Annotated in this window: 28 protein-coding genes and 1 pseudogene; 14 read left to right on the forward strand and 15 right to left on the reverse strand. The window is 65.8% G+C overall.

Translation table 11 applies throughout. The annotated features are described in order from the left end of the window. Positions 1-700 (reverse strand): methyltransferase (locus tag Q0D45_RS00305; RefSeq protein ID WP_293387116.1); only part of this gene is annotated, 700 nt, incomplete at its 3' end. Between the two features lie 97 nt (positions 701-797). Between Q0D45_RS00305 and Q0D45_RS00310 the strand changes: the two genes are divergently transcribed. After that, positions 798-2,810 carry a S9 family peptidase gene (locus Q0D45_RS00310; RefSeq protein ID WP_293387118.1) on the forward strand — a complete coding sequence of 671 codons (2,013 nt, stop codon included), beginning with the start codon at positions 798-800 and terminating at the stop codon, positions 2,808-2,810. A gap of 54 nt (positions 2,811-2,864) precedes the next feature. Here the strand turns inward: Q0D45_RS00310 and Q0D45_RS00315 are convergent, their stop codons facing one another. Then, entirely contained in the window at positions 2,865-3,347 is a 483-nt protein-coding gene (locus Q0D45_RS00315; protein WP_293387120.1) for a peptidylprolyl isomerase, read from the reverse strand. Between the two features lie 153 nt (positions 3,348-3,500). Between Q0D45_RS00315 and Q0D45_RS00320 the strand changes: the two genes are divergently transcribed. After that, positions 3,501-3,839, forward strand: coding sequence for a hypothetical protein (locus Q0D45_RS00320; protein WP_293387122.1), 339 nt, complete (start codon positions 3,501-3,503; stop codon positions 3,837-3,839). A gap of 26 nt (positions 3,840-3,865) precedes the next feature. On the opposite strand, the gene Q0D45_RS00325 is transcribed toward Q0D45_RS00320, so the two are convergent. Both Q0D45_RS00325 and Q0D45_RS00330 read right to left on the reverse strand, forming a co-directional pair. Then, positions 3,866-4,615, reverse strand: a complete 750-nt coding sequence (locus Q0D45_RS00325) for an SDR family oxidoreductase (RefSeq protein ID WP_293387124.1) — start codon at positions 4,613-4,615, stop codon at positions 3,866-3,868. Positions 4,616-4,779: 164 nt separating this feature from the next. After that, positions 4,780-5,124 (reverse strand): hypothetical protein, encoded by a 345-nt coding sequence (locus tag Q0D45_RS00330; protein WP_366946291.1) that lies wholly within the window; start codon positions 5,122-5,124, stop codon positions 4,780-4,782. Positions 5,125-5,165: 41 nt separating this feature from the next. Between Q0D45_RS00330 and Q0D45_RS00335 the strand changes: the two genes are divergently transcribed. The 11 genes from Q0D45_RS00335 (at position 5,166) to Q0D45_RS00385 (ending at position 12,498) form a co-directional block, all read left to right on the forward strand. Next, positions 5,166-5,429 carry a DUF167 domain-containing protein gene (locus Q0D45_RS00335; RefSeq protein WP_293387128.1) on the forward strand — a complete coding sequence of 88 codons (264 nt, stop codon included), beginning with the start codon at positions 5,166-5,168 and terminating at the stop codon, positions 5,427-5,429. An 84-nt stretch (positions 5,430-5,513) separates the two neighbouring features. Next, positions 5,514-6,107 (forward strand): imidazoleglycerol-phosphate dehydratase HisB, encoded by a 594-nt coding sequence (hisB, locus tag Q0D45_RS00340; RefSeq protein WP_293387130.1) that lies wholly within the window; start codon positions 5,514-5,516, stop codon positions 6,105-6,107. A 77-nt stretch (positions 6,108-6,184) separates the two neighbouring features. Further along, positions 6,185-6,829: an imidazole glycerol phosphate synthase subunit HisH gene (hisH, locus tag Q0D45_RS00345; protein ID WP_293387132.1), complete on the forward strand. Its 645-nt coding sequence runs from the start codon at positions 6,185-6,187 to the stop codon at positions 6,827-6,829. A 147-nt stretch (positions 6,830-6,976) separates the two neighbouring features. Next, positions 6,977-7,702, forward strand: a complete 726-nt coding sequence (gene hisA / locus Q0D45_RS00350; protein WP_022976356.1) for a 1-(5-phosphoribosyl)-5-[(5-phosphoribosylamino)methylideneamino]imidazole-4-carboxamide isomerase — start codon at positions 6,977-6,979, stop codon at positions 7,700-7,702. A 24-nt stretch (positions 7,703-7,726) separates the two neighbouring features. Further along, the gene (hisF, locus tag Q0D45_RS00355; protein ID WP_293387135.1) at positions 7,727-8,521 is read left to right on the forward strand and encodes an imidazole glycerol phosphate synthase subunit HisF; all 795 of its coding nucleotides are present in this window, start codon (positions 7,727-7,729) and stop codon (positions 8,519-8,521) included. After that, the gene (locus tag Q0D45_RS00360) at positions 8,518-8,901 is read left to right on the forward strand and encodes a phosphoribosyl-ATP diphosphatase (RefSeq protein WP_293387137.1); all 384 of its coding nucleotides are present in this window, start codon (positions 8,518-8,520) and stop codon (positions 8,899-8,901) included. The genes hisF and Q0D45_RS00360 overlap by 4 nt, the downstream gene beginning before the upstream one ends. A gap of 37 nt (positions 8,902-8,938) precedes the next feature. Next, a complete protein-coding gene (tatA, locus tag Q0D45_RS00365; protein WP_022976353.1) occupies positions 8,939-9,178 on the forward strand; it encodes a Sec-independent protein translocase subunit TatA in 240 nt (79 codons plus the stop codon). Positions 9,179-9,222: 44 nt separating this feature from the next. Further along, complete coding sequence (gene tatB / locus Q0D45_RS00370; RefSeq protein ID WP_293387140.1) at positions 9,223-9,636, forward strand: Sec-independent protein translocase protein TatB; 414 nt, start codon at positions 9,223-9,225, stop codon at positions 9,634-9,636. Then, a complete protein-coding gene (tatC, locus tag Q0D45_RS00375; protein WP_293387142.1) occupies positions 9,629-10,384 on the forward strand; it encodes a twin-arginine translocase subunit TatC in 756 nt (251 codons plus the stop codon). The genes tatB and tatC overlap by 8 nt, the downstream gene beginning before the upstream one ends. A gap of 110 nt (positions 10,385-10,494) precedes the next feature. Then, complete coding sequence (locus Q0D45_RS00380; RefSeq protein ID WP_293387144.1) at positions 10,495-11,178, forward strand: response regulator transcription factor; 684 nt, start codon at positions 10,495-10,497, stop codon at positions 11,176-11,178. 27 nt (positions 11,179-11,205) lie between these two features. After that, positions 11,206-12,498, forward strand: coding sequence for a HAMP domain-containing sensor histidine kinase (locus tag Q0D45_RS00385; protein WP_293387146.1), 1,293 nt, complete (start codon positions 11,206-11,208; stop codon positions 12,496-12,498). Here the strand turns inward: Q0D45_RS00385 and Q0D45_RS00390 are convergent. From Q0D45_RS00390 to ampD, 3 genes are read right to left on the reverse strand one after another with little or no spacing between them, the layout of a single operon-like run. Next, the gene (locus tag Q0D45_RS00390) at positions 12,455-13,342 is read right to left on the reverse strand and encodes a helical backbone metal receptor (RefSeq protein ID WP_293387148.1); all 888 of its coding nucleotides are present in this window, start codon (positions 13,340-13,342) and stop codon (positions 12,455-12,457) included. The genes Q0D45_RS00385 and Q0D45_RS00390 overlap by 44 nt on opposite strands. Then, positions 13,342-14,205, reverse strand: a complete 864-nt coding sequence (ampE, locus tag Q0D45_RS00395; protein WP_293387150.1) for a regulatory signaling modulator protein AmpE — start codon at positions 14,203-14,205, stop codon at positions 13,342-13,344. The genes Q0D45_RS00390 and ampE overlap by 1 nt, the downstream gene beginning before the upstream one ends. Beyond that, the gene (ampD, locus tag Q0D45_RS00400) at positions 14,202-14,768 is read right to left on the reverse strand and encodes a 1,6-anhydro-N-acetylmuramyl-L-alanine amidase AmpD (protein ID WP_366946292.1); all 567 of its coding nucleotides are present in this window, start codon (positions 14,766-14,768) and stop codon (positions 14,202-14,204) included. The genes ampE and ampD overlap by 4 nt, the downstream gene beginning before the upstream one ends. A 115-nt stretch (positions 14,769-14,883) precedes the next feature. On the opposite strand from ampD, the gene Q0D45_RS00405 reads away from it, so the two are divergent. Beyond that, the gene (locus Q0D45_RS00405; RefSeq protein ID WP_293387154.1) at positions 14,884-17,673 is read left to right on the forward strand and encodes a pitrilysin family protein; all 2,790 of its coding nucleotides are present in this window, start codon (positions 14,884-14,886) and stop codon (positions 17,671-17,673) included. Positions 17,674-17,884: 211 nt separating this feature from the next. Here Q0D45_RS00405 and Q0D45_RS00410 read toward each other — a convergent pair whose 3' ends face one another. From Q0D45_RS00410 to Q0D45_RS00445, 8 genes and pseudogenes are all read right to left on the reverse strand, one after another. Further along, positions 17,885-18,613 (reverse strand): hypothetical protein, encoded by a 729-nt coding sequence (locus Q0D45_RS00410; protein ID WP_154163165.1) that lies wholly within the window; start codon positions 18,611-18,613, stop codon positions 17,885-17,887. A gap of 141 nt (positions 18,614-18,754) precedes the next feature. After that, positions 18,755-19,015 (reverse strand): DUF2274 domain-containing protein, encoded by a 261-nt coding sequence (locus tag Q0D45_RS00415; RefSeq protein ID WP_154163164.1) that lies wholly within the window; start codon positions 19,013-19,015, stop codon positions 18,755-18,757. After that, entirely contained in the window at positions 19,012-20,280 is a 1,269-nt protein-coding gene (locus tag Q0D45_RS00420) for a TrbI/VirB10 family protein (protein ID WP_154163163.1), read from the reverse strand. The genes Q0D45_RS00415 and Q0D45_RS00420 overlap by 4 nt, the downstream gene beginning before the upstream one ends. Before the next feature lie 2 nt (positions 20,281-20,282). Continuing rightward, on the reverse strand, positions 20,283-21,305 hold the full coding sequence (gene trbG, locus Q0D45_RS00425) for a P-type conjugative transfer protein TrbG (RefSeq protein ID WP_154163162.1): 1,023 nt from the start codon (positions 21,303-21,305) through the stop codon (positions 20,283-20,285). Continuing rightward, complete coding sequence (gene trbF, locus Q0D45_RS00430; RefSeq protein WP_154163161.1) at positions 21,302-22,006, reverse strand: conjugal transfer protein TrbF; 705 nt, start codon at positions 22,004-22,006, stop codon at positions 21,302-21,304. Before trbF ends, trbG begins: the two co-directional genes overlap by 4 nt. A gap of 11 nt (positions 22,007-22,017) precedes the next feature. After that, on the reverse strand, positions 22,018-23,385 hold the full coding sequence (gene trbL / locus Q0D45_RS00435) for a P-type conjugative transfer protein TrbL (protein WP_293387160.1): 1,368 nt from the start codon (positions 23,383-23,385) through the stop codon (positions 22,018-22,020). 12 nt (positions 23,386-23,397) lie between these two features. After that, the gene (gene trbJ, locus Q0D45_RS00440) at positions 23,398-24,153 is read right to left on the reverse strand and encodes a P-type conjugative transfer protein TrbJ (protein WP_154163160.1); all 756 of its coding nucleotides are present in this window, start codon (positions 24,151-24,153) and stop codon (positions 23,398-23,400) included. Beyond that, a pseudogene (locus tag Q0D45_RS00445) lies at positions 24,150-24,590 on the reverse strand (conjugal transfer protein TrbE); the annotation flags it as partial. The gene trbJ and the pseudogene Q0D45_RS00445, both read right to left, overlap by 4 nt.

A 24,590-nucleotide genomic window follows, 5' to 3' on the forward strand; every position in this document is an offset into this window, starting at 1 on the left:
CCGGGTAGTCCTTGGTATCGCGTGGATTGTCGTTGACCGGCGATGAGCCGGCGAACTCGAAGCCGGCGCCGAAGGCCAGGGCCTTGATGTAGGCCTCGGTGACATAGCCGTTCTTCTTCGATTCCTCGCGCGACTGGCCGGCCGGGGCGCGGTGTTCGACGACGCCGAGCACGCCGCCCGGCTTCAGCGCCGCATAGAACGCCTTGAACGCATCAGCTTCGTATTCGGCGGCCATCCAGTTGTGGACGTTGCGGAAGGTCAGCACCAGATCAGCGGTGCTCTGCGGGGCGATCTCGATCCGCTCCGGTGGCTTGAATTCGCTGATGTGCACCTTGTCGTAGGCGTCCGGCGCGGCGGCGAGCTTGTCGCGGAAGCTGGCGACGCCCTTCTTGGTGCCGTCACTGGCGTTGGGCAGGCTGGCGGCTGGCGTAGCGGCGTAATACTGGCCGGAGTCGCGCAGATAGGGCGCCAGGATTTCCGTGTACCAGCCGGTGCCTGGCCAGATTTCCACGACCGTCATGTCCGGGCGCAAGCCGAAGAAGCTCAGGGTTTCCAGCGGATGGCGGTAGCGGTCGCGCAGTACGAATTCCGGCGTCCTATGGGGGGCTGCGATGGCCGCAGCGAGGTCGCCGGCAGCCGTCGCAGCTGTTGAGACAACGAGAAGTAGTGCAACGACAGCGCGACGCAGCGGGGAGATCATCAGCTTGGGCTCGCTTCGGATGAGAGTTGGACGACACCCTAGACTATCGAGCCGGTCAACGGGGTAACAGACAATAACGCGGCAAGGGAGCGGGGACATGAATTACGGAACCTTTTTCGGCCTTGCGCTGACGGCTGTCTGTGCGCTGTCGGGCTTGGCCGGCGCGGCCGAACCTATTTCGGTTGAAGCCTTCGCGAGGCCGGCGGAATTCGAAAATCTGCAGCTATCGCCGGACGGGACGATGGTGGCGGCGGTGATCCCTGGCCTGCGCAGTGGCGGCATGGTGATGCTGAGCCTCCCGAAGTTCGAGCGGGTTGGCGCGATTCGCTTCGGCAACGAGACACAGATTGCTCGGTTCTGGTGGGTGGGTGATCGGCAACTGGTCGCCGAGTTGGGCTTCCGCGACGGCCCGCTCGATCATCTGATCAGTTCTGCAGATTTCGTCACCTTTGCAGCCGACGGCTCCGGGATGCGTTACGTCGTTGGCCAGCAGGGCAGCCTCGGCGCCGCCGGTAGCCGGATCGTCACCCAGACGCTCAAGCGCGTATTCGTCCACATGGTCGATCCGTTGGTCGATGACCCCGAACATGTGATCGTTTCCAGCGTGTCGATCGATGCCGGCGATAACGCCGAGGCCGTGCTCTCGAAGCTCAACCTGCAGAGTTCGCGTATGGAAAAGCTGGCCGTTGCGCCACGGGCGGGCCCGGCCAGCTTTCTGCTCGATCGCGACAAAAAGCCGCGCTACGTCTCGGTCGGCATTGGTGGCTTTCGCTACCGAACCTGGGCGCGAGATACCGATCGAGGCGAGTGGAGCCCATTGGAATCCAAGGGGCAGCCAGCGATCGCCGAGCCCTTGGTGATGTCGGCAGACAATCAATCGGTGTTCCTGCGTTCCGCCGAGTTCGGCCCGCGAGACTGCCTCGTCGAGCAGGTGCTGGCAACGCACGAACGCCGGAAGCTTGCTTGTCACGACTCCGCAGATCTGGATCATGTGATCAACGTGTTCTCGCCGAGCGGCCCGCCGATCGCCGCGGTGTTCGAGGCCGGCAAGCCAGAGATCAAGCTGCTCGACAACACCGGCCGCGACGGCGAACTGCTGAAGTTGCTGATGGAGGCATTTCCGAACAAGGAGATCGAAATCTCTTCGGTGACCCGCGACGGGCGCAAGGCGCTGATTCGTACCAGCGACGATCGCACGCCGGCTGACTACTACCTGTTCGATACCGAGACCCGCGAGGCGGATTACCTGCTCGGCCTTCAGGTCTGGCTTGATCCGGAACGAATGGGCGAGCGTCGGCCCATTGCCTTGAAAGCGCGTGACGGCACGCCGCTGCACGGCTATCTGACATTGCCGCCCGGCAGTGATGGCAAGAAGCTGCCGCTGGTCGTGCATCCACATGGCGGCCCGTTCTTTGTTCGCGATCACTGGACCTTCGATACCGATCCGCAATTGCTGGCCTCACGTGGCTATGCGGTTCTGCAGGTCAATTTCCGAGGTTCGGACGGTTTCGGTACCGCGTTTATCGACGCAGGCAAGAAAGCCTGGGGTACGACGATGATCGACGACATCACCGACGCCACGCGCTGGGCCATCGAGCAAGGCTATGCGGACGAGAAGAGGGTCTGCATTTATGGCTGGAGTTATGGCGGTTACGCCTCGCTGATGAGTGCGATCCGCGAGCCGGGCTTGTATCGCTGCGTGGTAGGAGCCGCAGGCGTCTATGACCTGAAACTGCTGCGGGACGATGGCGACGTTGGCTCGAGCGGGAATAATCGGCGCTACTTCACTGACGCAATTGCTGGCGGTCCTGAAGAGATGGCAGCAGGATCACCGATCACCTACCTCGACCAACTGAAAGCCCCTGTGCTGATCGTTCACGGCGAGGCTGATCGCCGCGCACCGTTCACCCAGGCAACGGCGCTATGCAGCGCGATGAAGAAGCGAAACCTGCCCTTCGAGTGGCTGGCCAAGCCCGGCGAAGGCCACGGCTTCATCGAGCAGAAGAACAAGGTCGAGTTCTACACAACCCTGCTGAGTTTCCTGGATCGCCATATCGGCCCGCAGGCCGCCGCATCGTCATCTCCCACAGCAGCCGTGGCGGCCGACTGAGGAGGTGCTGCTGATCCAATCCCACCGTATTGGCGACGGGATTGGATCGGGCACTCAGTGGTGGTGACCACCCGCGCCATGCACATGTCCGTGCAGCACTTCCTCGACGCTGGCTTCGCGCACTTCGGTGATTTCCACGGCGAAGTTCAGGGTTTCGCCGGCCAGCGGATGGTTGCCGTCGACGGTGACTTCGTCGCCGTCGATCGCGGTGATCACGACGCTGACCGGGCCCATGTTGCTTTCAGCCTGGAACTGCATGCCCGCTTCGAGGTTGTCGACACCCTGGAACGCGGCCTTCGGCACTTTCTGGATCAGGGACGGGTTATGCGCGCCGTAGCCTTCTTCCGGGCTGACGACGACGTTCAGCTTGTCGCCGACTTTCTTGCCGACCAACTGCTTTTCCAGGCCCGGCACGATATTGCCCTTGCCGTGCAGATAGGGCAGCGGATCGCGCCCTTCGGAGGAGTCGATCACTTCGCCGGCCGAATTGGTCAGCGTGTAGTGGAAGTAGGCAACGCAGCGGTCTGCGATCTGCATGACGGGTACCGGTGGAAGAAAAATGAGCGCAGATGGTATCGGAATCGGGCTGGCCGGTCGTGACGCCGCGATGACCGAAGTCTGGAGGCCGGCTTGATTTCCCCGGTAATGCCGGCAAGGTAAAGTCTGGCCACGCAGGTTGGGAGACGGACGATGAGCGCAACGAACAACGGTTTGAACGGCGACCGGGGCAGCGTCTTCTGGGGCGGCGTCTGGATGATCGTCATTCCGGTGCTGCTGTTCTGGTTGCCGGGCATCGGCGGCTTCATCGGCGGCCTGGTCGGCGGCAAGGTGTCCGGTGGCATCGGCAATGCGCTGCTGGCCTGGCTGGTGTCGTCGCTGCTGGTCGGTGTCTTGTTCGCAACCCTCGGCACGATGCTGACCGGCATGGTCGCGATCGGTGTGCTGGCCGGTCTTGGCGGCCTGTTCCTGGCGTTTGTCGATGCCGGCGCGCGACTGATCGGCGCGATCATCGGCGGCTTGATCGCCTGAGGTAGAGCAGCTGAACTAGCAGGGCCCTACCAAGGGACTTCGCGGCCATCCCAGGCGTAGAAGCGGCCGCTGGATTCCCGGCTCAAGCCGGCGATCACGGCGAGCAGGCGTTCCGCGGCGAAGGCCGGGGTGAACAACTTGTCGGCTGCGACATTGCCTCGAAACGGCTCCGATAAGTCGGTTTCCACCGTGCCCGGATGCAGTGACACGCAGATCAGCCGGGGTGCGCGGCGGGCAAGTTCGATCGCCGCGGTGTGCATCAACTGGTTCTGCGCGGCTTTCGCAGCGCGATAGGCGTACCAGCCGCCGAGGCGGTTGTCGCCGATCGAGCCGACTCTGGCGGACAGCGTCGCCAACACTGCTCGCGCGTCGTGGCTCAGCAGCGGCTGAAAGTATTTGGCGATCAGGATCGGCCCGACGGCATTGATCGCGTAGCTGCGCAGCAATTGCTCCGCCTGCACGTCGGCCAGCCGGCGTTCCGGTGACAGACCTTCGCCGTGCAGCAGGCCGGCGCTATTGATCAGCAGATGCAGGGCCGGGTGACGGGCGCGCAACGCGGACGCGGCCTGCTCGATGCTCGCGTCGCTGCCGACATCGAGCGAAAGGCTTTGCAGGCGCTCGCCATGGCTGACTTTTAGCGCAGCCAGTTCGGGCGTCTCGACGGCCGAGCGCGAAGCCGCGGTCACGCAGACCCACTGCGGATCGGCGAGCAAGGCTTCGACCAGCGCCAGGCCGATGCCGCGGCTGCCGCCCACCACCAGTGCGTGCTGGTTCATTAGTTCACCGTACCGGTGAGTTCGCACCCTGAAGGGCGTGCGCATTGGGATGCGATGCAAGGAAGAAAGCGCAGCAATAGTTGTTCTATTGCGAGCATTTCTGACGCCGCAGTGCGCCCAAGGCGTGCGTCCAGCAGGGGGTGGAAGCTCATTGGTACGGTGAACTAGTGCGGGTTCTCGAAGAACAGGTAGTTGGTCGAGTAATCACTGATCTCGAAATAGACCTTCTTCTCGTCCGGGTCCTTCTGGAAGTTCAGGTTCTCATCGAGCACGCCGTAGCCGTAGCGATAGGCGCGGACTTCGCCGGTACCCGTGCCGCTGGCGGTGGTCAGCTTGTCGATGCCAATGAAGCGGCGAATGACCTTGTCGCCGGCATAGATCTCGAGCACGCCGTTGGTGCCGGTCCAGTTCTGGATGCTGCGGCTGATCTGGTTCTGGGTTTCCTGCGTGCAGCCCGCGGCGATGAGGCTCAAGGTCATGGCGAGGCAGGGCAGGGCGAGTTTCGACATCATCGGCACGGCTCCTTCAAGCAATCGGGAAAGGGTGGCGGATGACAACACGGCTCGATGTCAAAGTCAGCCCCAAGGCTTCCAAGAACGCGATCACTGGCTGGATGGGCGAGGTGCTCAAGCTTTCGGTGACGGCGGCGCCGGAGAAAGGCAAGGCGAACGAAGCGGTTGAAGCCTTGCTGGCAGAGGCGCTCGGCGTGGCGAAATCGGCGGTCAGCGTGGTGGCCGGTCAGACCTCGAAGCAGAAAAGGGTCGAGATCACAGGCCTCGATCTGGCAGAGGTCCGGCAGCGCCTTGCCGGCTGAGGCGTGGCCGGATTTCATGAACCTTGGCACGCATTTGCCGTCGGGGTGTATCCTTTCGCGCCTTTTCCCGTGATGGTTTCGACGATGTCTGCCCGCGTTGCCAGTGTTCGCCGCGATACCCGCGAGACCCAGATCGGCGTCGAGATCAATCTCGACGGTTCCGGCAAGATCCAGTTCGATACCGGCATCCACTTTCTCGAGCACATGCTCGAACAAGTCGCACGCCATGGATTGATCGATCTCGTCGTCGAAGCCAAGGGCGATGTCCACATCGATCATCACCACACCGTCGAAGACATCGGCATCTGTCTCGGCCAGGCCTTCGACAAGGCGATCGGCGACAAGCGCGGCATCGTTCGTTACGGCCACGCCTACGTGCCGCTCGACGAAGCGCTGTCCCGCGTCGTGCTCGATTGCTCCGGCCGTCCGGGCCTGGAATGGTTCGTCGAGTTCCCGCGGGCGCGCATCGGCGAGTTCGATGTCGACCTGTTCCGCGAGTTCTTCCAGGGCTTCGTCAATCACGCCAAGGTGAGCCTGCACGTCGACTGCCTGCGCGCCCGCAACGCGCATCACGTCGCCGAAACCATCTTCAAGGCGTTCGGCCGCGCGCTGCGCATGGCCGTGGAGTTCGATCCGCGCGCCAATGGCGCGATGCCGTCGACCAAGGGCGTGCTTTAAGCCCCCAGCCTGCCGGATTCCATGATGTCCGCTCCCTGCTGTTCCCCTCCCGTTCGTCTGTTGCGTTCTCCGTCCTGATGGAAAAGATCGGCGTCATCGATTACGGCATGGGCAATCTGCATTCGCTCGGCAAGGCGCTGGAGCGGGTGGCCGGCAACCAGCGGATCGTTATCAGCTACGACCCGGAAGAGCTGATCGCCTGCGATCGCCTGGTGCTACCCGGCGTCGGCGGCGTGAAGGCGGCGATGAACGAGCTGCGTCGCCTGGAGCTCAACCAGATGGTCGTCGAAGCCTCGCGCAAGCGGCCGCTGCTCGGCATCTGTCTGGGCATGCAGGTGCTGCTCGATCGCAGCGAGGAGAACGGCGGTGTGCCGGCGCTGGGCCTGATTCCGGGCGATGTGATCCGCTTTCCGGATCCGCCGCGCGATGCCGTCGAACGGCTCAAGGTGCCGCACATGGGCTGGAACCGCGTTCGCCAGACCCGGCCGCATGCGGTCTGGGCTGGCGTGCCGGAAGACAGCTGGTTCTATTTCGTGCACAGCTATCACGCCGCACCGGTGCACGCCGAGCATGTGCTCGGCAGCAGCGAGTACACCAAGGTGTTCGCCGCGGCCGTGGCTCGCGACAATATCGTCGGCTTCCAATTTCACCCGGAGAAGAGCCAGTCGGTGGGCTTGCGGCTGCTCGGCAACTTCGCACACTGGAACGGTGAAAGCCGCTGAGCCTATCCATCTGATTGGGGTCGCCTTGCCTAGCTCCAGGCTTTGCGGCACAGTTTCAACGAATCATCAACGCCTGACGTTGCCCTTCGAGGCGTCGCGTCCGAACCTTCAAGACCTCGCCTCCGGGCAACCCGCCGACTGCTCCCCATGCTGCTGATTCCTGCGATTGACCTGAAGAATGGCCAGTGTGTCCGCCTGCGCCAGGGCCGGATGGATGACGTCACGGTGTTTTCCAACGATCCGGCCGAGGTCGCCCAGCGCTGGGTCGACGAAGGCGCGAGCCGCATCCACGTCGTCGATCTCGACGGCGCGCTGAAAGGCACGCCGGTGAACCTCAAGGTGATCGAGCGGATCGCCAAGGTCTGCGGCAACGTCCCGGTGCAAGCCGGCGGCGGCGTCCGCGACGAGGACACCGTGCAGGCCTATCTAAATGCCGGCGTCAGCTACATCATCATCGGCACCAAGGCGGTCAACGCGCCGCATTTCCTGCGCGACCTGTGCCTGGAATATCCGCGTCACATCATCGTCGGCATCGATGCCAAGGACGGCCGCGTGGCTGTCGACGGCTGGTCGAAGCTGTCGGCGCATGGCGTCATCGACATGGCCAAGCAGTGCGAGCACGACGGCGTCGAAGCGATCGTCTACACCGACATCGGCCGCGACGGCATGATGGCCGGCTTCAACGTCGAGGCCACCCGTGATCTCGCCCGTGCCGTGAAGACCGACATCATCGCCTCCGGCGGCGTGTCGACGATCGAAGATCTGCATCTGCTGAAGTCGATCGAGGAAGACGGCGTCATCGGTGCCGTCATCGGCCGCGCGCTGTACGAGGGCGGCCTGCAGTTCAAGGATTGCCTGAAGGCTGTCCAGTAGTTCATCCCCCGGCGGTCTCCCAGAATGCTTGCCAAGCGCGTCATCCCCTGTCTCGACATCAACGCCGGCCGCGTGGTCAAAGGCGTGAAGTTCGAGGACCTGCGCGACGCCGGTGACCCGGTCGAAGTCGCCCGCCGCTACGACGCACAAGGCGCCGACGAACTGGTGTTCCTCGACATCACCGCGTCGAGCGACGATCGTCCGACGCTGTTCAAGACCGTCGAAGCCGTGGCTTCAGCGATCTTCATTCCGCTGACCGTCGGCGGTGGCGTGCGCACCTGCGCGGACGTTCGTGCGCTGCTGTCGGCCGGTGCCGACAAGGTGTCGATCAACACCTCGGCGGTGCTGCGGCCGGATTTCGTCACCGAAGCCAGCGATCGCTACGGCGTGCAGTGCATCGTCGTCGCCATCGATGCCAAGCGGGTCTCGAAGAAAGGCCAGCCGCCGCGCTGGGAAATCTTCACCCACGGCGGCCGCAAGGCCACCGGGCTCGACGCCATCGAATGGTCGGCGTTGATGGTGGCCAAGGGCGCCGGCGAACTGCTGGTCACCAGCATGGACCGCGACGGCACCAAGTCCGGCTACGACAACGAACTGTTGCGCGCCATCACTGATGCCGTGCCGGTGCCGGTGATCGCCAGCGGCGGCGTCGGCACGCTCGAACATCTGGAGCAGGGCCTGAGCCTCGGCGGCGCCGATGCCGTGCTTGCGGCCAGCATCTTCCACTCCGGCCAGCACACGGTCGGCGAAGCCAAGCAGTATCTGACCCGCCACGGCGTCACCGTGCGCAGCCCGGCGCCGCTCGCATTCACGATATGAGCGGCGATATCAGCGGCAATCCGGGCATGACTGCGGTGCCTGCGGCCGACGTGCTCGAGGCGCTGTATGCAACCCTGCAATCGCGCAAGGGTGGCGATCCGGCGCAAAGCTATGTCGCCAGCCTGTACGCCAAGGGCACCGACACGATCCTCAAGAAGATCGGCGAAGAAGCGGCGGAAACGATCATCGCCGCGAAGGATTGTGCATCCGGCGGCGCACTTGAACGCGTAAAGATGGTTCATGAAGTGGCCGATTTGTGGTTTCACGTCATGGTCTTGTTGGCCGCGTATGATGTACCGCTCTCGGCCTTGACCGATGAGCTGGCGCGCCGGACCGGTCGGTCCGGACACGATGAAAAGGCGTCGCGCAGCCCGTCATAACCGGCCTTTTGGCCGCATCCGAATTCAGGAGCACACCATGGGCAGTTTCAGCATTTGGCACTGGTTGATCGTGCTGGGCATCGTCATCCTCGTGTTCGGCACCAAGAAGCTGCGCGGTGCCGGCGGCGATCTCGGCGCTGCCGTCAAGAATTTCAAGTCCGCGGTCAAGGAAGGCGAGGCCGAAGGCCAGAAGAACGCCGAAGCGCTGCGCGCGGAGATCGTTCCGCCGCCACCGCCGCCGCAGCACACCGGCGACAAGCACGACGAAAAGGTCTGATCGTCTCGATCACCTCCTGACCCGCCGCCGATAAGCAGCGCGCCATGCTCGACATCAGCTTTTCCGAGCTGTTGCTGTGCTTTCTCGTGGCCTTGGTCGTGCTCGGCCCGGAGAAGCTGCCGCGGGTCGCGCGCGGCATCGGCCGCTGGACCGGTCAGGCCAAGGCTTACATGCGCAATCTCAGCGCCGAGCTGGATCGCGAATCGCATGCCTCGGAGCTGAAGCAGCAGATGGCCGATGCCCGGCGCATCTTCGACGAGGAATCGACGGCGATGAAGCGCGAGTTTCACGGCGCCGCCGAGCAGGGCCGCAATGCGATGAGCGATTCGCTGCCGGCCGCCGACACCACGCCGACGCACAGCGAAACGCCGGTAACGCACATCCCGGCACCAGCACCGCCACGCGCCGCCGACGTCCCGTCGTTCAGCGAATCGAAGACGCCAGACAAGCATGTCTGAGCCGGAATCAGCACCCGAACAACCGCTGCTCGCCCATCTGATGGAGCTGCGGACCTGCGTGGTCCGCGCGATGTTCGGCTTCATCATCGTGCTGCTGCCGCTGCTGTTCTTCGCCGGCAAGCTCTATCACTTCCTGGCCACGCCGATGATGAAGCTGCTGCCCGCCGGCAGCAGCATGATCGCCACCGAGGTTGCCGCGCCGTTCCTGACGCCGTTCAAGCTCGCCGCCGTGGTCGCTTTCGCGCTGGCGCTGCCATGGATCCTTTATCAAATCTGGTTGTTCGTGGCGCCTGGCCTGTACCGCAACGAACGCCGGCTGATCATGCCGATGCTGGCCAGCAGCACCCTGCTGTTCTATGCCGGCGTGGCGTTCGCGTACTACCTGGTGCTGCCGACGGTGTTCAAGTTCTTCGTCACCTCGGCGCCGGAAGGGGTCGCGGTGATGACCGACGTCTCGAAGTACCTGGACTTCGTGCTCAAGCTGTTCCTCGCCTTCGGCTTCGTGTTCGAGATGCCGGTGGCGATCGTGCTGATGGTGCTGACCGGCTTCGTGACCCCGGCCCAGCTCGCCGCCAAGCGCGATTACGTGCTGGTCGGCGTGTTCATCGCGGCGGCGGTACTGACCCCGCCGGACGTGCTGTCGCAGATCATGCTCGCGGTGCCGGCGTACCTGCTGTACGAGTTGGGCATCCTGGTAGCCCGCTGGGTGGCACCCGTGCCGGAAGCGGCGGAATCGACCGACCTCTGAAGGTCGGTCTGGCGGTCATCGTGGCACTGAAATTCGTCCCCGGAAGTCGGCGATGACATTTCATTCGCATGGGCTTGATAAATTGGGGCTAACCCAACCTGAGATCGACCATGCACGTGCTGCTTGTTGAAGACCACCCGGACCTGGCCGCCAACCTGGGCGATTTCCTCGGCAACCACGGCCACAGCGTCGATTTTGCCGCCGACGGCCCCAGCGGCCTGCGTCTGGCGCAGGCGCAGCGTTTCGACGCCATCGTCCTCGACCGCCTGCTGCCCGGCCTCGATGGCGCCAGCGTCTGCCGCCGTCTGCGTGCCTCGACCAGCCGCCATGTGCCACTGCTGATGCTGACTGCGATGGACACGGTCAACGACCGTGTCGAAGGCCTGCGCGCCGGTGCCGATGACTATCTGGTCAAGCCGTTCGCGATGGTCGAACTGCTGGCCCGGCTCGAAGCGCTGCATCGCCGCGCCACGGCCGCCGGTCTCGACCGCGTGCTGACTCTCGGCGATCTCGAATTCGACCTCGATACGCTGATCGCTCGCCGCGGTGGCGAAACCATCAGCCTGACGCCGGCGCTGCGCAAGCTGCTGGAACTGCTGATGCGCGACACCCACCGCGTGGTCACCCGCGAGGAACTGGAGCGCCGCCTGTGGGGCGATGCCCCGCCGGAAGGCGACGTGTTGCGCGCTCACATCTACGCGCTGCGCGTCGCCATCGACAAGCCTTGGCCGAAGAAGCTGCTGCACACCATCCACGGCAGCGGCTACCGCTTGGCCGACCTCGGCGACGGCTGATCCCTCCTGACGTTTCGAAAGCCCGCGATGGCGACCAAGGCCGAGGTTTCGTCCGGCCATCTGCGGCGGCGCCTGACCGGTGCGCTGATCGCGCTGACGGTAGCGGCGGCGATCATCCTCAGCACCTTCGTCTGGGTCACCGAGCGCTGGATCGAACGCGGCAGCGTCGAGACGCTGATGGAGCGCGAGCTCGACTACCTGATCCGGATCGGCGCGCAATCCAGTACCCGCGACATCGTCGACAACAGCGACGATCTCGAACCGGCACTGCTCTATTACCGCCCGGCCTGGGGCGGCAGCGTGCCGGCGCCGCTGCGCAAGCTCAATACCGGCTGGCACCGCGATGTCGAGATCGGTACGAATTCGTTCCAGATCCTGATCCGCGATCTGGCGCCGGATGATCGCGTCTACCTGATGCACGACATCTCGCCGCTGGAGGCGCGCGACCAGCGCCTGGTCGGCTCCTTCGGCTTCGGTCTGGCGCTGGTCAGCCTGCTGGCGATCTGGGGCGCACGGCGGGTGGCCGATGAAGCATTGGCGCCGCTGGCCAAGCTGGTGGCGCAGATTCGCGGTCTCGATCCGGAAAACGGCAGCGCCCGCCTGAAGCCCGAGGACGATCCGGAACTCGACGTGATCGCCGATGCGCTGAACGGCTACATGGCCGAGCTCGATGCGCTGATCGAACGCGAGCAGGCCTTCGCGGCGGCCGCCAGTCACGAGCTGCGCACGCCGCTGGCGGTGATCCGCGGCGCGGCCGAACTGCTGGAAGCGCGGCCTGCCGATCCGTCGCGGCCGCTGGCGCGCATTCAGCGCGCCGTCGCCCAGGCCCAGGAAGATCTCGATGCGCTGCTGGCACTGTCCCGGCTACGCGAATCGCCACGCGCCTGGAACCTCGATCTGGAGCGGCTGCTGCCCGAATGGGCGGAGATGGATGCCGGCTCGACCAAGCTGGTCTGGCGCATGCAGCCGACCCTGCTGACCGCTGCGGCCGGAAGTGTCCACGTGATCTTCTCGAACCTGCTGCGCAACGCCGTGCGTGCCGCCGGGCCGGATGGCGAAGTGATCATCGAGCTGGATCAGCAGGCGCTGCGGGTGATCGACAACGGCCCCGGTATTCCCAGTCACGAATTGCCGCTGGTCTTCGAACCGCACTTCCGGGGCCGCGACGGCGGCACCGGCATCGGCCTTTATGTGGCGCGGGCGATGGCGCGGCGCCACGGCTGGCAGCTGAGGCTCGACAACCGCAGCGATGGCGGCGCGATCGCCGCGCTGCTGTTCAGTGCGCCGCCGCCGCGCCCGGTTCCGTCGGGCGCCGCCTGACTTCCGCGAGCCTGCTGCGCGCCTGATCGAAGGCGGCGCAGACGGCGACCACGCCATCGAGCATGCGTGGGCCGGCGCGGCCGAGCAGATCAGGATCGATCGGGAAGAGATTGCCGGCCTGGGCCACGGGCGCGCTGCCCAGCCGCGCCCAGTAGGCGCGGATTGCCGCAGCACTTTCCTCACGGCCGTAGAGCACCACTTCGGGCGCGGCGGCGAGCATTGCTTCCTGGCCGATGGCGGCCGAGATCGTCGGCAGTGCGGCGAACACGTTGATGCCACCGCACAGGCTCATCACTTCCGAGATCGGGCTGGCAGCGCTGATCGTGTAGGCCGGCGAGGTTTCGATCTGGTAGACGGCGCGGATCGCGGGTTCATCGCGATGCTGCGCGCGCAGGCCGGCGAGACGCTGGCGATAGTCGTTGGCCGCCTTGGCTGCCGCTTCCTTCGTGCCGAGCCAGCCGCCGACCATTTCCAGCGCCGCGCCGATGCTGTCCAGTGTGTTCGCCTGCAGCCAGACCACGCGCAGGCCGAGCTTCTGCAGGCGTGCGACCTGGTCCGGCGGCGTGCCATCGGTCCAGGCGATGACCAGATCCGGCCGCTGCGCGAGCACGGCTTCCAGATTGATGTTCCAGGCGCCGCCGAGCTGTGGAAGTTTGGTCACCGAAGCCGGATAGTTGCTGTATTCGGACACCGCCACCAGCCGCGCACAGCCGCCCGCCGCACAGACCAGTTCGGCCAGATGCGGCGCCAGGGTGGCGATGCGCTGTGCCGGCGCTTCGGCGCTTGCCGTCGACGTCGCCAGTACGACGCTCAGCAGCAGGAGACTTTTGAGATGCCGGCCCATCAGGCGACCCAGACGCCGGCCGAAAACAGTGCCGCCAGCGCCAGCAGGATCAAGGTGGCACGGGTTTCCATGCGCAGCACTTCGGCCAGGGTGGCATCAAGCGAGGAGGCGATCATCGGCCCGCTGCCCGGCGCATCTTCCCAGTCCAGCGAGGCATTGGCGGCCTCGGCGAGCAGGTTCCAGGTGCGCCGCTGCCAGCCGGCCTGATCGGGCGCCGCCGGTTCGGCGTGGACCCGCTTCAGCGCTTCCAGCGCATCATCCATGCTGCCGGCGAGACCGAACAGCAGCGCGGTCAGCCGCGCCGGAACCCAGGCGAGCAGGCCGTGCAGCAACGCCGCCTGGCGTTGCGCGCCCGGTGATTCGATGACCGTGCCGATCCGGCTGGCGACGCGGTACAGCACCGCACCCGCCGGCCCGGCGACGATGAACCACAGGCAGGCGCCGAAGCGCCGCTCGTGCGACTGGATGAACAGCGCGCCGAGCAGCGAGCGGTGATCGGCGTCCGGTGTCGGGCCGTGATGCAACAGGCGGGTCAGCCGGGCGACCGTCGCCGCGTCGCCAGCGGCGCGCGCAGCCCGTAGTCGCTGCACGTCCTCGGCAAGATCGCGCGGGCCCAGGCAGACCAGCAGCGCGGTGGTAGAGAACAGCAGTTCCGCGAGCAAGGTATGCACATGGGTGTACAGCCAGCCGGTCAGCGCGGCCAGGCCGATCGCCAGCAACCAGGGCGCGAATGCCTGCTGGCGCAGGAAGCCCGGCAGCCGCGGCCACAACTGTTCGAGCAGCGCCGACACGCTGCCGCCATCGCGATGCGTCGACAGTAGGCGTTCCAGCCCCAGGGCCAGCAGCAGGGCGAGCAAGGTCATGGTGTCGCGATCCCCAGCGCGGCGTGCAGCCGCGGCCAGTCGAAATACGGGCCGGGATCGGTCTTGCGCCCCGGTGCGATGTCGCTGTGGCCGGTGATCGCCGCGCGCGGCAGTTGCGGATAGCGGGTGTGCAGCCAGCGGATGGTGTCGATCAGCGCCGTGTACTGCGCATCGGTGAAGGGCCGCGTGTCACTGCCTTCCAGCTCGATGCCGATCGAGAAATCGTTGCAGCGCGAACGGCCCTGCCAGGTGCTGGCGCCGGCATGCCAGGCGCGGCGGTCGAACGGCACGTATTGATGGATGCGGCCGTCGCGGAAGATGCACAGATGGGCGGAGACCCGAAGCCCGGCGATAGTCGCGAAGTAGGGATGCGCGGCCGGGTCGAGCCGGTTCAGGAACAGATCGTCGACATAGCTGCCCTCGGGCGCGTCCGGATGCGCGTCGTAGCTGTCGGGCGGCAGCGAGATGTTGTGGATCACGATCAGTGCCAGATCGGCGGGATCGAAGCGCTCGTCGCAGTTCGGCGAGGCCCGCCAGACAGCGCCCGGCAGCCTGTGCGCGATGGCGTTCGCGGCCGAGGGAACGCAGTCGACGGACACGGGGTCAGACACGCAGACTGCCGCCTGCAGTGCGGCCTTCGCAGGCCCTTTCTCGAACAACAATCATCCGGGGTTCTCCATGCGCATCATTGTCACACTGGCTGCGGCGTTCTGCCTCGGTCTCGGCACCGCGTCGGCTGCGACCAAGGCCAAGCCCGCGCCCAGCAAGACCGACGCCCAGTCGGTCACCGCCAGTTTGCCGACCATCGATGTGCCGTTCGAGAAGTTCCAGCTGGCCAATGGCCTGACGGTGATCGTTCACGAAGACCACAAGGCGCCGCTGGTCTCGGTCAACGTCTGGTACCACATCGGTTCCAAGGATGAACCCGAAGGCCGCCACGGCTTCGCGCATCTGTTCGAGCACCTGATGTTCAACGGCTCCGAGCACTACAACGACGAATTCTTCCGCGCGCTGGAACCGGCCGGCGCCACCGGCATCAACGGCAGCACCAATCGCGATCGCACCAACTACTTCGAAACGGTGCCGACGGCGGCACTCGATCTGGCGCTGTTCCTGGAATCCGATCGCATGGGCCACCTGCTCGGCGCCATCGACCAGGCCAAGCTCGACGAGCAGCGCGGCGTGGTGCTCAACGAGAAGCGCCAGGGCGAGAACCAGCCGTATGGGTCGCTGCGCGAAATCCTGTCGCAGCAGAGCTACCCGCCTGGCCACCCGTATTCATGGACGACCATCGGCTCCGAAGCCGATCTCAACGCGGCGACGCTCGATGATGTGAAAGCCTGGTTCAAGCGTTACTACGGCCCGAACAACGCGACCCTGGTGATTGCTGGCGACATCGACGTGGCCACCGCGAAAGCCAAGGCCGAGCAGTTCTTCGGCGCCATTCCAGCCGGTGAGCCGGTACTGCACGCCAAGGCCTGGGTCGCGCCGATGAGTGGCGAGAAGCGCATCGAGGTCAATGACCGCGTGCCGCTGCCGCGGCTCTACATGATGTGGAATCTGCCCGGTGACGGCGAGCGCGACACCGTGCTGCTCGACCTGTTCTCGGATCTGCTCGCCAGCGGCAAGACTGGTCGCCTGTTCGAGCGGCTGGTCTACCGCGACCAGACCGCAACCGCGATCAGCGCCTCGGTCAATAGCGACGAGATCGCCGGCCAATTTTCGATCGTCGCCAGCGCCCGGCCGGGTGCGAGCCTGGCGCCGATCGAAGCCGCGGTTCGCGAGGAACTGAAGCGCCTGATCGATCAGGGCCCGACCGAGGCCGAGCTGCAGCGGATCAAGACCCAGCGCTATGCCGATCTGCTGCCGGCTTTCGATGGCGTCGGCGCCAAGGGCCAGCTGCTGGCCGCCAACGAGCTGATGCACAACGATCCGGCGCACTACAAGAAAGAGCTGGCCTGGGAGCGTGAGGCCACCGCCAACGACATCCGCGATGCCGCGCGTCGCTGGCTAGGCGACGGCCGCCTGGTGCTCGAAGTGCTGCCGCAGAACATCGATCAGGCCGCCAAGCCCGAGACCGTCGATCGCTCGAAGCTGCCGGTGCCGGCCGCTTCCGCGGCGCTGTCCCTGCCGCCAATGGTGCGCACCACCTTGAGCAACGGCCTGAAGCTCGCGGTGATCGAACGCCGCGGCGTGCCGCTGGTCGAGATGGCGCTGATCGTCGACGCCGGCCGCGCGGCCGATCTCGCCGCGGGCGATGGCGGCAAATCCGGCCTGGCAGCGCTCACTTTCGGTCAGATCGACGAGGGCACCGGCACGCTTGACGCGCTGGCGATCGCTCGCAAGCAAGCCGAGCTCGGTATCTCGATTGGCGCTTCGACCAGCCGCGAGGTTTCGATTGTCAGCCTGTCGTCGATCAAGCCGAGCCTCAAGCCGGCGCTCGATCTGTACGCCTCGATCATCCGCGCCCCGAGATTCCCGGCCGCCGATCTGGCGCGCGGCAAACAGAACCTGCTGTCGGCGATCGTTCAGGAAAAAGCCTCGCCGGGCGGCCTGCTGCGCCGGGTGCTGTCGAAGCAGATCTATGGCGAAACGCATCCGTACGCCTACACCGGCAGCGGCGAGGAAGCGGTAGTCGCCGGCATCACCCGCGACGATCTGGTCGCCTTCCATCAGCGCTGGGTACGGCCGGACAATGCGACCCTGCTGATCGTCGGCGATACCTCGCTGGCGGAGATCCAGCCGCTGATCGAAGCCCGCTTCGGCGACTGGCAGGCTCCGCAGGCGAAGCCGCCGGTGAAGCGCATTCCTGCCGTCGCGCTGGCCGCCAAGCCGCGTGTGTTCCTGCTCGACAAGCCGGGCGCCACGCAGAGCATCGTTGCCGCCGCCAACATCGCCCCGGACGGCCAAGCGTCTGGCCAGGAAGCGATGTCGACCGCCAACACCGTGCTCGGCGGCCAGTTCATCTCGCGCCTGAACCTGAACCTGCGCGAGGACAAGCACTGGAGCTATGGCGCCAGTTCCAGCGTCACCCGCACACGTGGCCCGCAGGTGTTCCTGGCTCAGGCCGCGGTCGAGCGCAATCGCACCGCGGATTCGATCGTCGAGATGCAGAAGGAGTTGCGCGACATGGTCGGCAAGCGTCCGCCGACCGCCGCCGAGGTCGACGCCGCCAAGCGCGCCGATCTGCTGGCGCTGCCCGGCAGCTTCGAGACCGCCGGGCAGGTCGCTGGCGCCTTTGCCAGCAGCATCGAACTGGGCCAGCCGGACGACTACTACAACCGCCTGCCGGCCCTGATCAGCGAACAGACGCCGGAGGCAGTGGCGGCTGCCGCGAAGCAGCTGGTGCGGCCGGAAGCGCTGACCTGGTTCGTGGTCGGCGATCTCGCCAAGATCGAAGCCGGCGTGCGCAAGCTCAACCTCGGCGAAGTCAGCGTGCTCGATGCCGATGGCAAGAAGCTGCGCTGAATCCGGTTTCGACCGGCCATGAAAAATGTCCGATGTCAAGTCCCCGCTGTGGACCTGCACCGGCCTAAAACCCCTTACGCCACAGGCAGTTAGGCCTGGATCGGTCACTCTTTGGTGGTTGGCCTGCGTGGGCTAGGTGCCACATGGGAGCATGGCGGTGGCAAACACCGTCATGCTCTGGAGGGGGTTTCCCCCTCCGTGGAGGAACCAGTCAGGCAGCGATCGACGCCTCTGCGGCAGTTTTCGCCGCCTGCGACACGCTTTCGCGAAGCCGCACAGAGGCAGCGGCATCTGGGGTCGAACGGGTCACCTTGACGGCGGCCTGCGACGGCCAGTCCGTCGAACCGGTCAGAATGACCCCAGGCTGCTCGCCGAACTCGTTGGCGAGCCGCTGCCGGATCGACTCAGGGACAAAGGCAGCGCCGGGCAGCGCATACGCCAGGTACTCCACGAAGTACGGGTGCTTGTGCCAGCGCCCACCGTCAACGGCGCGCTCCATCGAACGCTCGAAGTGGGACAGCAGAACAGCCAGCGCACCTTGGCGCTGAGTTCCCTGGTCGGGCGAACGCATCCAGTCGTACCCGGTGCGCTTGACCTGCTCGCGCTCCTTGTACGGCATGGGCACGAAGCCCAGCGTCGCCTGCGCTTCCTCGAAGAGCTGATGCCGCTCGCTGTGCGCCTTGATGTCAGCGGGCAGCCTTCCATCAAAGGTGAAGGAGCAGAAGCGGCAGTGGTGCGCACCGCCGTCCATGTCCACGTGGCTGGCCAATTGCGCTTCGTAGCGCTTCTCCAGCTCGTGGAAGTGGCGCACTCCATACTCGGCCGCGGCAACGGCATTGAGCCGTTGCATATGCGTCAGGTCGGGGAGTGTGGCTTTGGCCGCCTTGGCGGCCTTCTTGAGGCGGGCCAGATCGGCCCATGTGATGGTGTTCATCTTCATTGGTTTCTCAATCGAAGACTCCTAGGGTCCGCTCAGTAGGAATCCGACCAAGATTCCAATGGAAATCGCCATTGGTAGTGAGTGAACTTTGCCATTGCGGACGGCCAGCACCTACCCGTGCATGGTGCCATCTTAGCAAGTTCAGCCAGGCGTGTGCGCCGGCAGGCTCTTCTGCGCTTTGCGCTTGGCATCCACCCGCCTAAAGCCCCGGTCCCCCGCCATGAACGCCTCTAGCATGTGCGGGATCAGCGTGGCCGCATCGGCCGCCTCGCCGTAGGTCTGTGCGTGCAGCGCGGCATAGCGGTCGAGTTCAGCCTTCAGACTGGTCGGGCAAGAGAACGTGAGCTTCGTGGCCTCGGTCTTGGGCAGCGGCCCCAGCCGCAGTTTCTTGGAGGTGTTCATTTCGCGGCTCCCCGGTTGAAGAACAAGGGCTGGTACGGACGCAAGACGAGGTCGCGGTTGGCGATGATGCGCACCGGCAGGCCCGGCCGCTCGGTCAGGGTGGGCTGGATGTTCATGTTGCGCCGGGTCATCTCCTGGCCGACCTGGTTCACGCTGTCCTGCAGGCTGTCGCGCCCGGCGATGATGACGCGGTTGCCGTCCTGCCGGTTCTGCGGCGCGGCCAACTCGGCGCCCACGCCCAGCAACGTGGTCAGCGCCGCGCCCGCGAAGACGCGATCCCAGTGCCAATCGACGCCATCCTCCAGGCCGGCGTAGCCGGCAGGATCGGTGCCCGCGAGGTTGTCGAGCTTCAGCGACGACGTGTCGGGCAGGATGATGCGGTTCCACACCACCTGCACGCGGCTTTGCCCGTAGCTCACTTGGCTGTTGTACTTGCCCAGGATGCGCGAGCCCTGCGGGATCAGCAGGAACTTGCCCGTGGCCGTGTCATAGACCGGCTCCGTCACGGTGGCGATCACGTCGCCCGGAAGATCGGACTTGATACCCGTCACCAGCGCACCCGCGATCACGGTCCCAGCCATGACCTGGTACGGCGAGGCTGGCATCTGCAGATTGCCGGAATTGAGGGTTTCCGTAGAACCGCCTTTCAGGAAAGCCTCTTTCTGGTCTTGCCGGTTCTGCGCAGCGGTGGGGTCGGTGGGTTGGGCCGCCGTCGAGGCCGGCCCGGCAGCCAGAGGATCGAACCCCGCCAAGGTCGATGCCGAACCGGCGGCGGCGACTTGCGCGGTCGCTGGCGCACTCGTCTTGCCGGGCGTGCCCGAGCGGAAGAATACCGACGAAGCCGCTGCGGCATCGGCCTCCTTGCGCCGTGCATCATCCGGGTCGTTGCCCGGCGGCGCATAGGTGGGCGTCGCCGGCTGCTGCGACTTCACGATCGCCGGGCCGAGATCGCCCGGCAGCGGCGGCCCCAGCTCGGGCACCTTCGCGGGCAGTTTGGAATAGTCCGAAGGCAGGCCGTCCAGCCCTTCGGACTTAGAGACACGATCTACGTTGTACAGCTCGGTCTGCTCGCCTGCATTGCGCCGGTGCGGCTGCAATGACCAGATCGTGGCTCCGAGCACGGCAACCGACAGGCCGCCGGTGAGGATGGCCAGCGTGCGTCGGTTCAGGCGCGTGACCGGACGCGGCTGCGCGCGCAGCGCCACCGCCTCGGGTGCCACCTTGCCCGCCTGCGGCGCAAGGTCAGGAGAATCGTCCTGGCTCATGGTCAGTTCCTCCGCGTGCCACTCGAAGCACCATCCGTGCGCTCAATCCGCACCACGTCGCCTTCAGTGCCCTTGCCGCCACCCAGGCGCAGCTCGGCCGCGCCGAACAGGCGATCGACGATGTAGTACGGCGAGCGGAAGCGGTAGTTCACCAACTGCCCATCGCCCTGCGCACCGATCACGAACAGCGGCGGCAGTTCGCCCTGGGCGATGCCCGGCGGGAACTGGATGTAGACCTTCTCGCCGTCATCGAAGGCGCGCAGCGGCTTCCACGGCGGATTGCTGCCGCTGACTGCGTAGCGGAAACGGATCTTCTCCAGCGACAGGCCAGTATCGACCGAAGCGGCAGTGCTGGCCGCCTGCGCCTGGCGCTGCAGGGCCAGCATCTTGTCCTTGGGGTACTCCCAGGACACCGAAGCCATCCATGTCTTCTCAGTCGAGGTCAGCTCCAGCAGATAGGTGCGCCGGCTGGTAGTGACGACCAGATTGGTCTTGAGGCCCGAGCGGATGGGCTTGACCATCACGTTGACGCGCAACGCATCACCGCTGCCGCTCGATGTGTCCCCAACGATCCAGCGCACGGTATCGCCAGCGGCCACCGTCACCAGTTCCTCGCCCGGTTGCAGCGAAACCACCGTCACGCGGCCCACGGCTGCATAGACCTGGTACAGCGCGCCATCGGTGAAGGGCCACACCTGGATCGCATTGACGTAGCCCTCGCGCGTGGGCGCCACACGGGCCTCGGCATTGGCACGCGACACGCGCACCTTTTCGTCGGCAGGCTCTGGCGCAGGCTTGGCTTCTTCACCTTCGGGCAGCGGCTTCAGCTGCGACGGCAGCGCGAGCGGCTGGGGCACCGTGACCACCTCCACCGGCTTGGGTGGCTCCGGCAGCGGCTGGGCCTGCACCGGCTCATCGAGCGAGATGGCCGGCGGCGGCTTGCCCTGCGAAGCGCAGCCTGCAAACAGGACGGTGGATGCCAGCAGGATCGCCGGCAAGGCGGATTTACGCAAAAGATCATTCATGGTTTTGCTCCTTCGTTTCCTTCCAGCTCACGGCTCCACGACAGCCCGTTGACGTAGATGCCCAGGGGGTTCTTGCGCAGCCGCTGCTCGGTGCGAGGGGTCTGCTGCACGATGGAAACCACTGCGTTCCAGCGTTCGGTGCGATCCAGCGCACCGTTCACAAAGCGCGTCTCCGTCCAGCGCACGTTGAACGACTGGTCGCTGGCGCGGGTCACGCTGCTGATCTGCACCGTCACCGACTCCTTGCCGATGCGCGCGAACGGATCGTTCACGCGGGCGTACTCGTTGAGCGCCACGGCACCCTTGTCCGTGGTGTAGTTGTAGGCATCGAGCCAGTTCTGCCGCACGACGATGGAGTCGATGGACAGCGAGCGCACCAGCCCGATGAAGCGGCCCAGGTGATAGGCCATCTGCGCATCGTTGGGTCGATATGGCGTGGCGGCCTCGCCGACCGCGCGCACCTGGCCCGCGTTGTCCACCTCCACCACGTAGGGCGTCACGATGGACTGCGCGGAACGCCAGACCAGGCCGCCCGCCATCAGCACGGCCAAGGTGAGGCAGCCCAGTGCCATGAAACGCCAGTTCTTTGCCTGCACGCGGGCCGAGCCGATACGCTCGTCCCACACCTGGCCTGCGGCTTGGTACGGAGTGGCAGGTTGCGGTGTGTCGGCGTAGCGCAGCTGCGGTCGTTTGAATCGCATGGGAGTTCTCCTTATGAATCGGAATCGCGAAGGCTTGGGCCCTGGCTGGAGCTGCCGCCATCGCCGCCACGCAGCGTGTGGGCGGCGGTGGTCGCGGCATGGGTGAGTTGCTGCCTGCGATGCAGGCGCTTGGCCCAGGCCGGCTGCTCGGTGGATGGAGGTCGTGCGGCGGCTTCGCTGGTGCTCTGCGTCCCAGCAGCTGCCCCCGATGCCGATCCGGCGTCATCGGGTCGGAAGGAAGCAGCGACACGCTCCTTCATCGAGCGCGCTCCGTCGGCCACCTTCTGTCCGGCGGCCTGCGCACCGGTCTTGGCCACGTTGCCCACGCCGGCGGGGGCACCCTTGAGGCTGCCAACGGCCGGGGCGGAACCTGCCTGGTACGCCGACCGGGCGCTGCCGGCGGTCGATGCCATCGAGCGGGCCCCGTCCCCAGCCATCCTCGCGGCGGCGGGTGCCATGCGCGCCCCAGCCGCCACGGCGCTGCCGACGCCAGAGGCCGCTGCGCCGACCGCGACGGCGGCGCCGGCCGCCCCAACGGCAGCACCGGCCATCGCGCCAGCGCCGAGCTGCGGGCCGCCCGATACCAAGCCCGTCGCAATGCCCGGACCGAAGATGCCCAGGGCCAGCAGTGACAGCGAAGCCAGCATGATGACCAGTGCCTGGTCGATGGAGGGCTCGGAGCCCGGCGGTATCCGGAATTCGGCGAACAGCCCCGAGCCGATGCCCACGATGACGGCAAGCACCAGTACCTTGATGCCTGAGGACACCGCGTTGCCCAAGACCTTCTCGGCGAGGAACGCAGTCTTGTTCCAGAGGGCGAACGGCACCAGCACGAAGCCCGCCAGCGTGGTCAGCTTGAACTCGATCAGCGTGACAAAAAGCTGCACCGCCAGCACGAAGAAGCTGACGATGACCACCAGCCACGCGAGGAACAGCACGACGATGGGCGCGATGTGGATGAAGACCTCTGGGAAGCCCGCCATCTCCCGGATCTGGTCGAGGATGGGCGCCGCCGCGTCGATACCGGCCTTGGCCAGCCGTCCCGGTTGCAGGAAGTTGCCCATGCTCAAGGTCGAGCCGCTGGCCGTCAGGCCCAGTCCGGCAAAAGACCGGAACAGGATGCCCGCCAGGGTGTTGAAGTTGCCGATGATGTAGGCGAAGGCACCGACGTACAGCACCTTGCGGATGAGCTTGGCGATTACGTCCTCGCCCTGGCCGGTGGCATGGCCCATCGCCCAGAACAGCCCGGCGAGCGTCATGTCGATGACGATCAGCGTGGCCGTGAGGAATGCCACCTCGCCGTGCAGCAGGCCGAAGCCCGAGTCGATGTAGCGCGAAAAGGTGTCGAGGAAACGATCAATGACCGATACGTCATTCATGGCCCGGCCTCGTCAGCGGCTGTAGAAATCGACGGGCTGCGGTGTGTACGGCGTGCCTGACCCCAGGAAGCGGCGCGTGACTTCGCGGCCCCGCTCCACGGCGGCGGCCTGCCGCGCCAGCTCCAGCGAGGCCGCGCGGTCCTGCGTGATCTGCAACCGCTGCGTCTGGATCGACTGCTTGGCCTGCAGGGCTAGCAGCTGGTTCATGGCCTGCATCGCCTGGAGAGCGCCCACGGCGGACTGGCTCTTGCCCACGAGGTCGGCCAGCACGCCCTCGTCATCGCTGAGGTTCTGCGACGCCTGGGCCTGCATCTGCATGGTGGTCTGCAGGCCAGTGAGCGTGTTCTTCCAGCGCTCCTGCGCGTCGCGGTACATCTGATTGCCGCTGACGGTGGCGGCGTACTGCTCGGGGTACAGACGCTGGAACATCTGGTCCATGTTCGCCACGTCGTAGGCCATGCCCTTGGCCTGGGCGATGAGCCGCTGGGTGGTCGCTAGGTTGGCGCGCAGCTGGCCCACCACGCTGGACGGCAGGCTGGCCAGGTTGCGCGCCTGGTTGATGAGCATCTGCGCTTCGTTCTGAAGCTGGCGGATCTGGTTGTTGATCTGCTCCAGCGTGCGAACGGCGGTGAGCGTGTTCTGCACCAGATTGGTCGGATCGAACACGATGTCGCCGACGCCGAACAGTGCATGCGCGGGCTGCGCGATGCCGAAGGCGAGCACGCAGGCGGTGGTCAGCGCGGCGAGCTTGTGGGTATGGGTTTTCATGGCAGGTTCTCCTGGGGATGGCTGGGGATGGGGGCGGCACCCGGCGCGGGGCCGGGGAAATCGCGCAGCAGATCGGCCGCCCAATCGAGGCTGCAGTGGCGCAGCCAGGCGGCTGCGAACGGGGTGGAAGCGGAAGGCGTGGAGGTGCTGGCGGCAGCGAGCACCGCGTCGATGTCGCGCTGGTCTTGCGGCGTGGATGCGCCCGCAAAGGCCAGCGTCGCGGTTCCCAGGTCGAGGTCGAACAGGCGATTGCCGAGGCGCGATTGGTAGTAGTAGTCGCGCTTGGGCTGCGCCGTGGCGACGATCTCGATTTGCCGCCTGTTGAGGCCGAAGCCCTCGTAGATGGTGCGAATCTGCGGCTCGGTCGCCTGCGGGTTCGGCAGAAAGATGCGGCTCGCGCAGCTCTCGATGATTGCGGGCGCGATGCTCGAATCCTT

Origin of the sequence: Nevskia sp. (assembly GCF_023266035.1) — a bacterium.
In the GTDB taxonomy this organism is placed as follows: domain Bacteria; phylum Pseudomonadota; class Gammaproteobacteria; order Nevskiales; family Nevskiaceae; genus Nevskia.

Coding starts and splice junctions, on each gene's coding strand:
- Q0D45_RS00420 (WP_154163163.1), bottom strand. CDS start 20,280: ATGAGCCAGGACGATTCTCCTGACCTTGCGCCGCAGGCGGGCAAGGTG.
- Q0D45_RS00310 (WP_293387118.1), top strand. CDS start 798: ATGAATTACGGAACCTTTTTCGGCCTTGCGCTGACGGCTGTCTGTGCG.
- tatA (WP_022976353.1), top strand. CDS start 8,939: ATGGGCAGTTTCAGCATTTGGCACTGGTTGATCGTGCTGGGCATCGTC.
- tatB (WP_293387140.1), top strand. CDS start 9,223: ATGCTCGACATCAGCTTTTCCGAGCTGTTGCTGTGCTTTCTCGTGGCC.
- Q0D45_RS00390 (WP_293387148.1), bottom strand. CDS start 13,342: ATGGGCCGGCATCTCAAAAGTCTCCTGCTGCTGAGCGTCGTACTGGCG.
- hisB (WP_293387130.1), top strand. CDS start 5,514: ATGTCTGCCCGCGTTGCCAGTGTTCGCCGCGATACCCGCGAGACCCAG.
- Q0D45_RS00315 (WP_293387120.1), bottom strand. CDS start 3,347: ATGCAGATCGCAGACCGCTGCGTTGCCTACTTCCACTACACGCTGACC.
- Q0D45_RS00360 (WP_293387137.1), top strand. CDS start 8,518: ATGAGCGGCGATATCAGCGGCAATCCGGGCATGACTGCGGTGCCTGCG.
- trbF (WP_154163161.1), bottom strand. CDS start 22,006: ATGCGATTCAAACGACCGCAGCTGCGCTACGCCGACACACCGCAACCT.
- Q0D45_RS00325 (WP_293387124.1), bottom strand. CDS start 4,615: ATGAACCAGCACGCACTGGTGGTGGGCGGCAGCCGCGGCATCGGCCTG.
- trbG (WP_154163162.1), bottom strand. CDS start 21,305: ATGAATGATCTTTTGCGTAAATCCGCCTTGCCGGCGATCCTGCTGGCA.
- Q0D45_RS00320 (WP_293387122.1), top strand. CDS start 3,501: ATGAGCGCAACGAACAACGGTTTGAACGGCGACCGGGGCAGCGTCTTC.
- trbL (WP_293387160.1), bottom strand. CDS start 23,385: ATGAATGACGTATCGGTCATTGATCGTTTCCTCGACACCTTTTCGCGC.
- Q0D45_RS00415 (WP_154163164.1), bottom strand. CDS start 19,015: ATGAACACCTCCAAGAAACTGCGGCTGGGGCCGCTGCCCAAGACCGAG.
- Q0D45_RS00385 (WP_293387146.1), top strand. CDS start 11,206: ATGGCGACCAAGGCCGAGGTTTCGTCCGGCCATCTGCGGCGGCGCCTG.
- tatC (WP_293387142.1), top strand. CDS start 9,629: ATGTCTGAGCCGGAATCAGCACCCGAACAACCGCTGCTCGCCCATCTG.
- Q0D45_RS00405 (WP_293387154.1), top strand. CDS start 14,884: ATGCGCATCATTGTCACACTGGCTGCGGCGTTCTGCCTCGGTCTCGGC.
- Q0D45_RS00380 (WP_293387144.1), top strand. CDS start 10,495: ATGCACGTGCTGCTTGTTGAAGACCACCCGGACCTGGCCGCCAACCTG.
- hisA (WP_022976356.1), top strand. CDS start 6,977: ATGCTGCTGATTCCTGCGATTGACCTGAAGAATGGCCAGTGTGTCCGC.
- hisH (WP_293387132.1), top strand. CDS start 6,185: ATGGAAAAGATCGGCGTCATCGATTACGGCATGGGCAATCTGCATTCG.
- Q0D45_RS00330 (WP_366946291.1), bottom strand. CDS start 5,124: ATGTCGAAACTCGCCCTGCCCTGCCTCGCCATGACCTTGAGCCTCATC.
- hisF (WP_293387135.1), top strand. CDS start 7,727: ATGCTTGCCAAGCGCGTCATCCCCTGTCTCGACATCAACGCCGGCCGC.
- trbJ (WP_154163160.1), bottom strand. CDS start 24,153: ATGAAAACCCATACCCACAAGCTCGCCGCGCTGACCACCGCCTGCGTG.
- Q0D45_RS00410 (WP_154163165.1), bottom strand. CDS start 18,613: ATGAAGATGAACACCATCACATGGGCCGATCTGGCCCGCCTCAAGAAG.
- ampE (WP_293387150.1), bottom strand. CDS start 14,205: ATGACCTTGCTCGCCCTGCTGCTGGCCCTGGGGCTGGAACGCCTACTG.
- Q0D45_RS00335 (WP_293387128.1), top strand. CDS start 5,166: ATGACAACACGGCTCGATGTCAAAGTCAGCCCCAAGGCTTCCAAGAAC.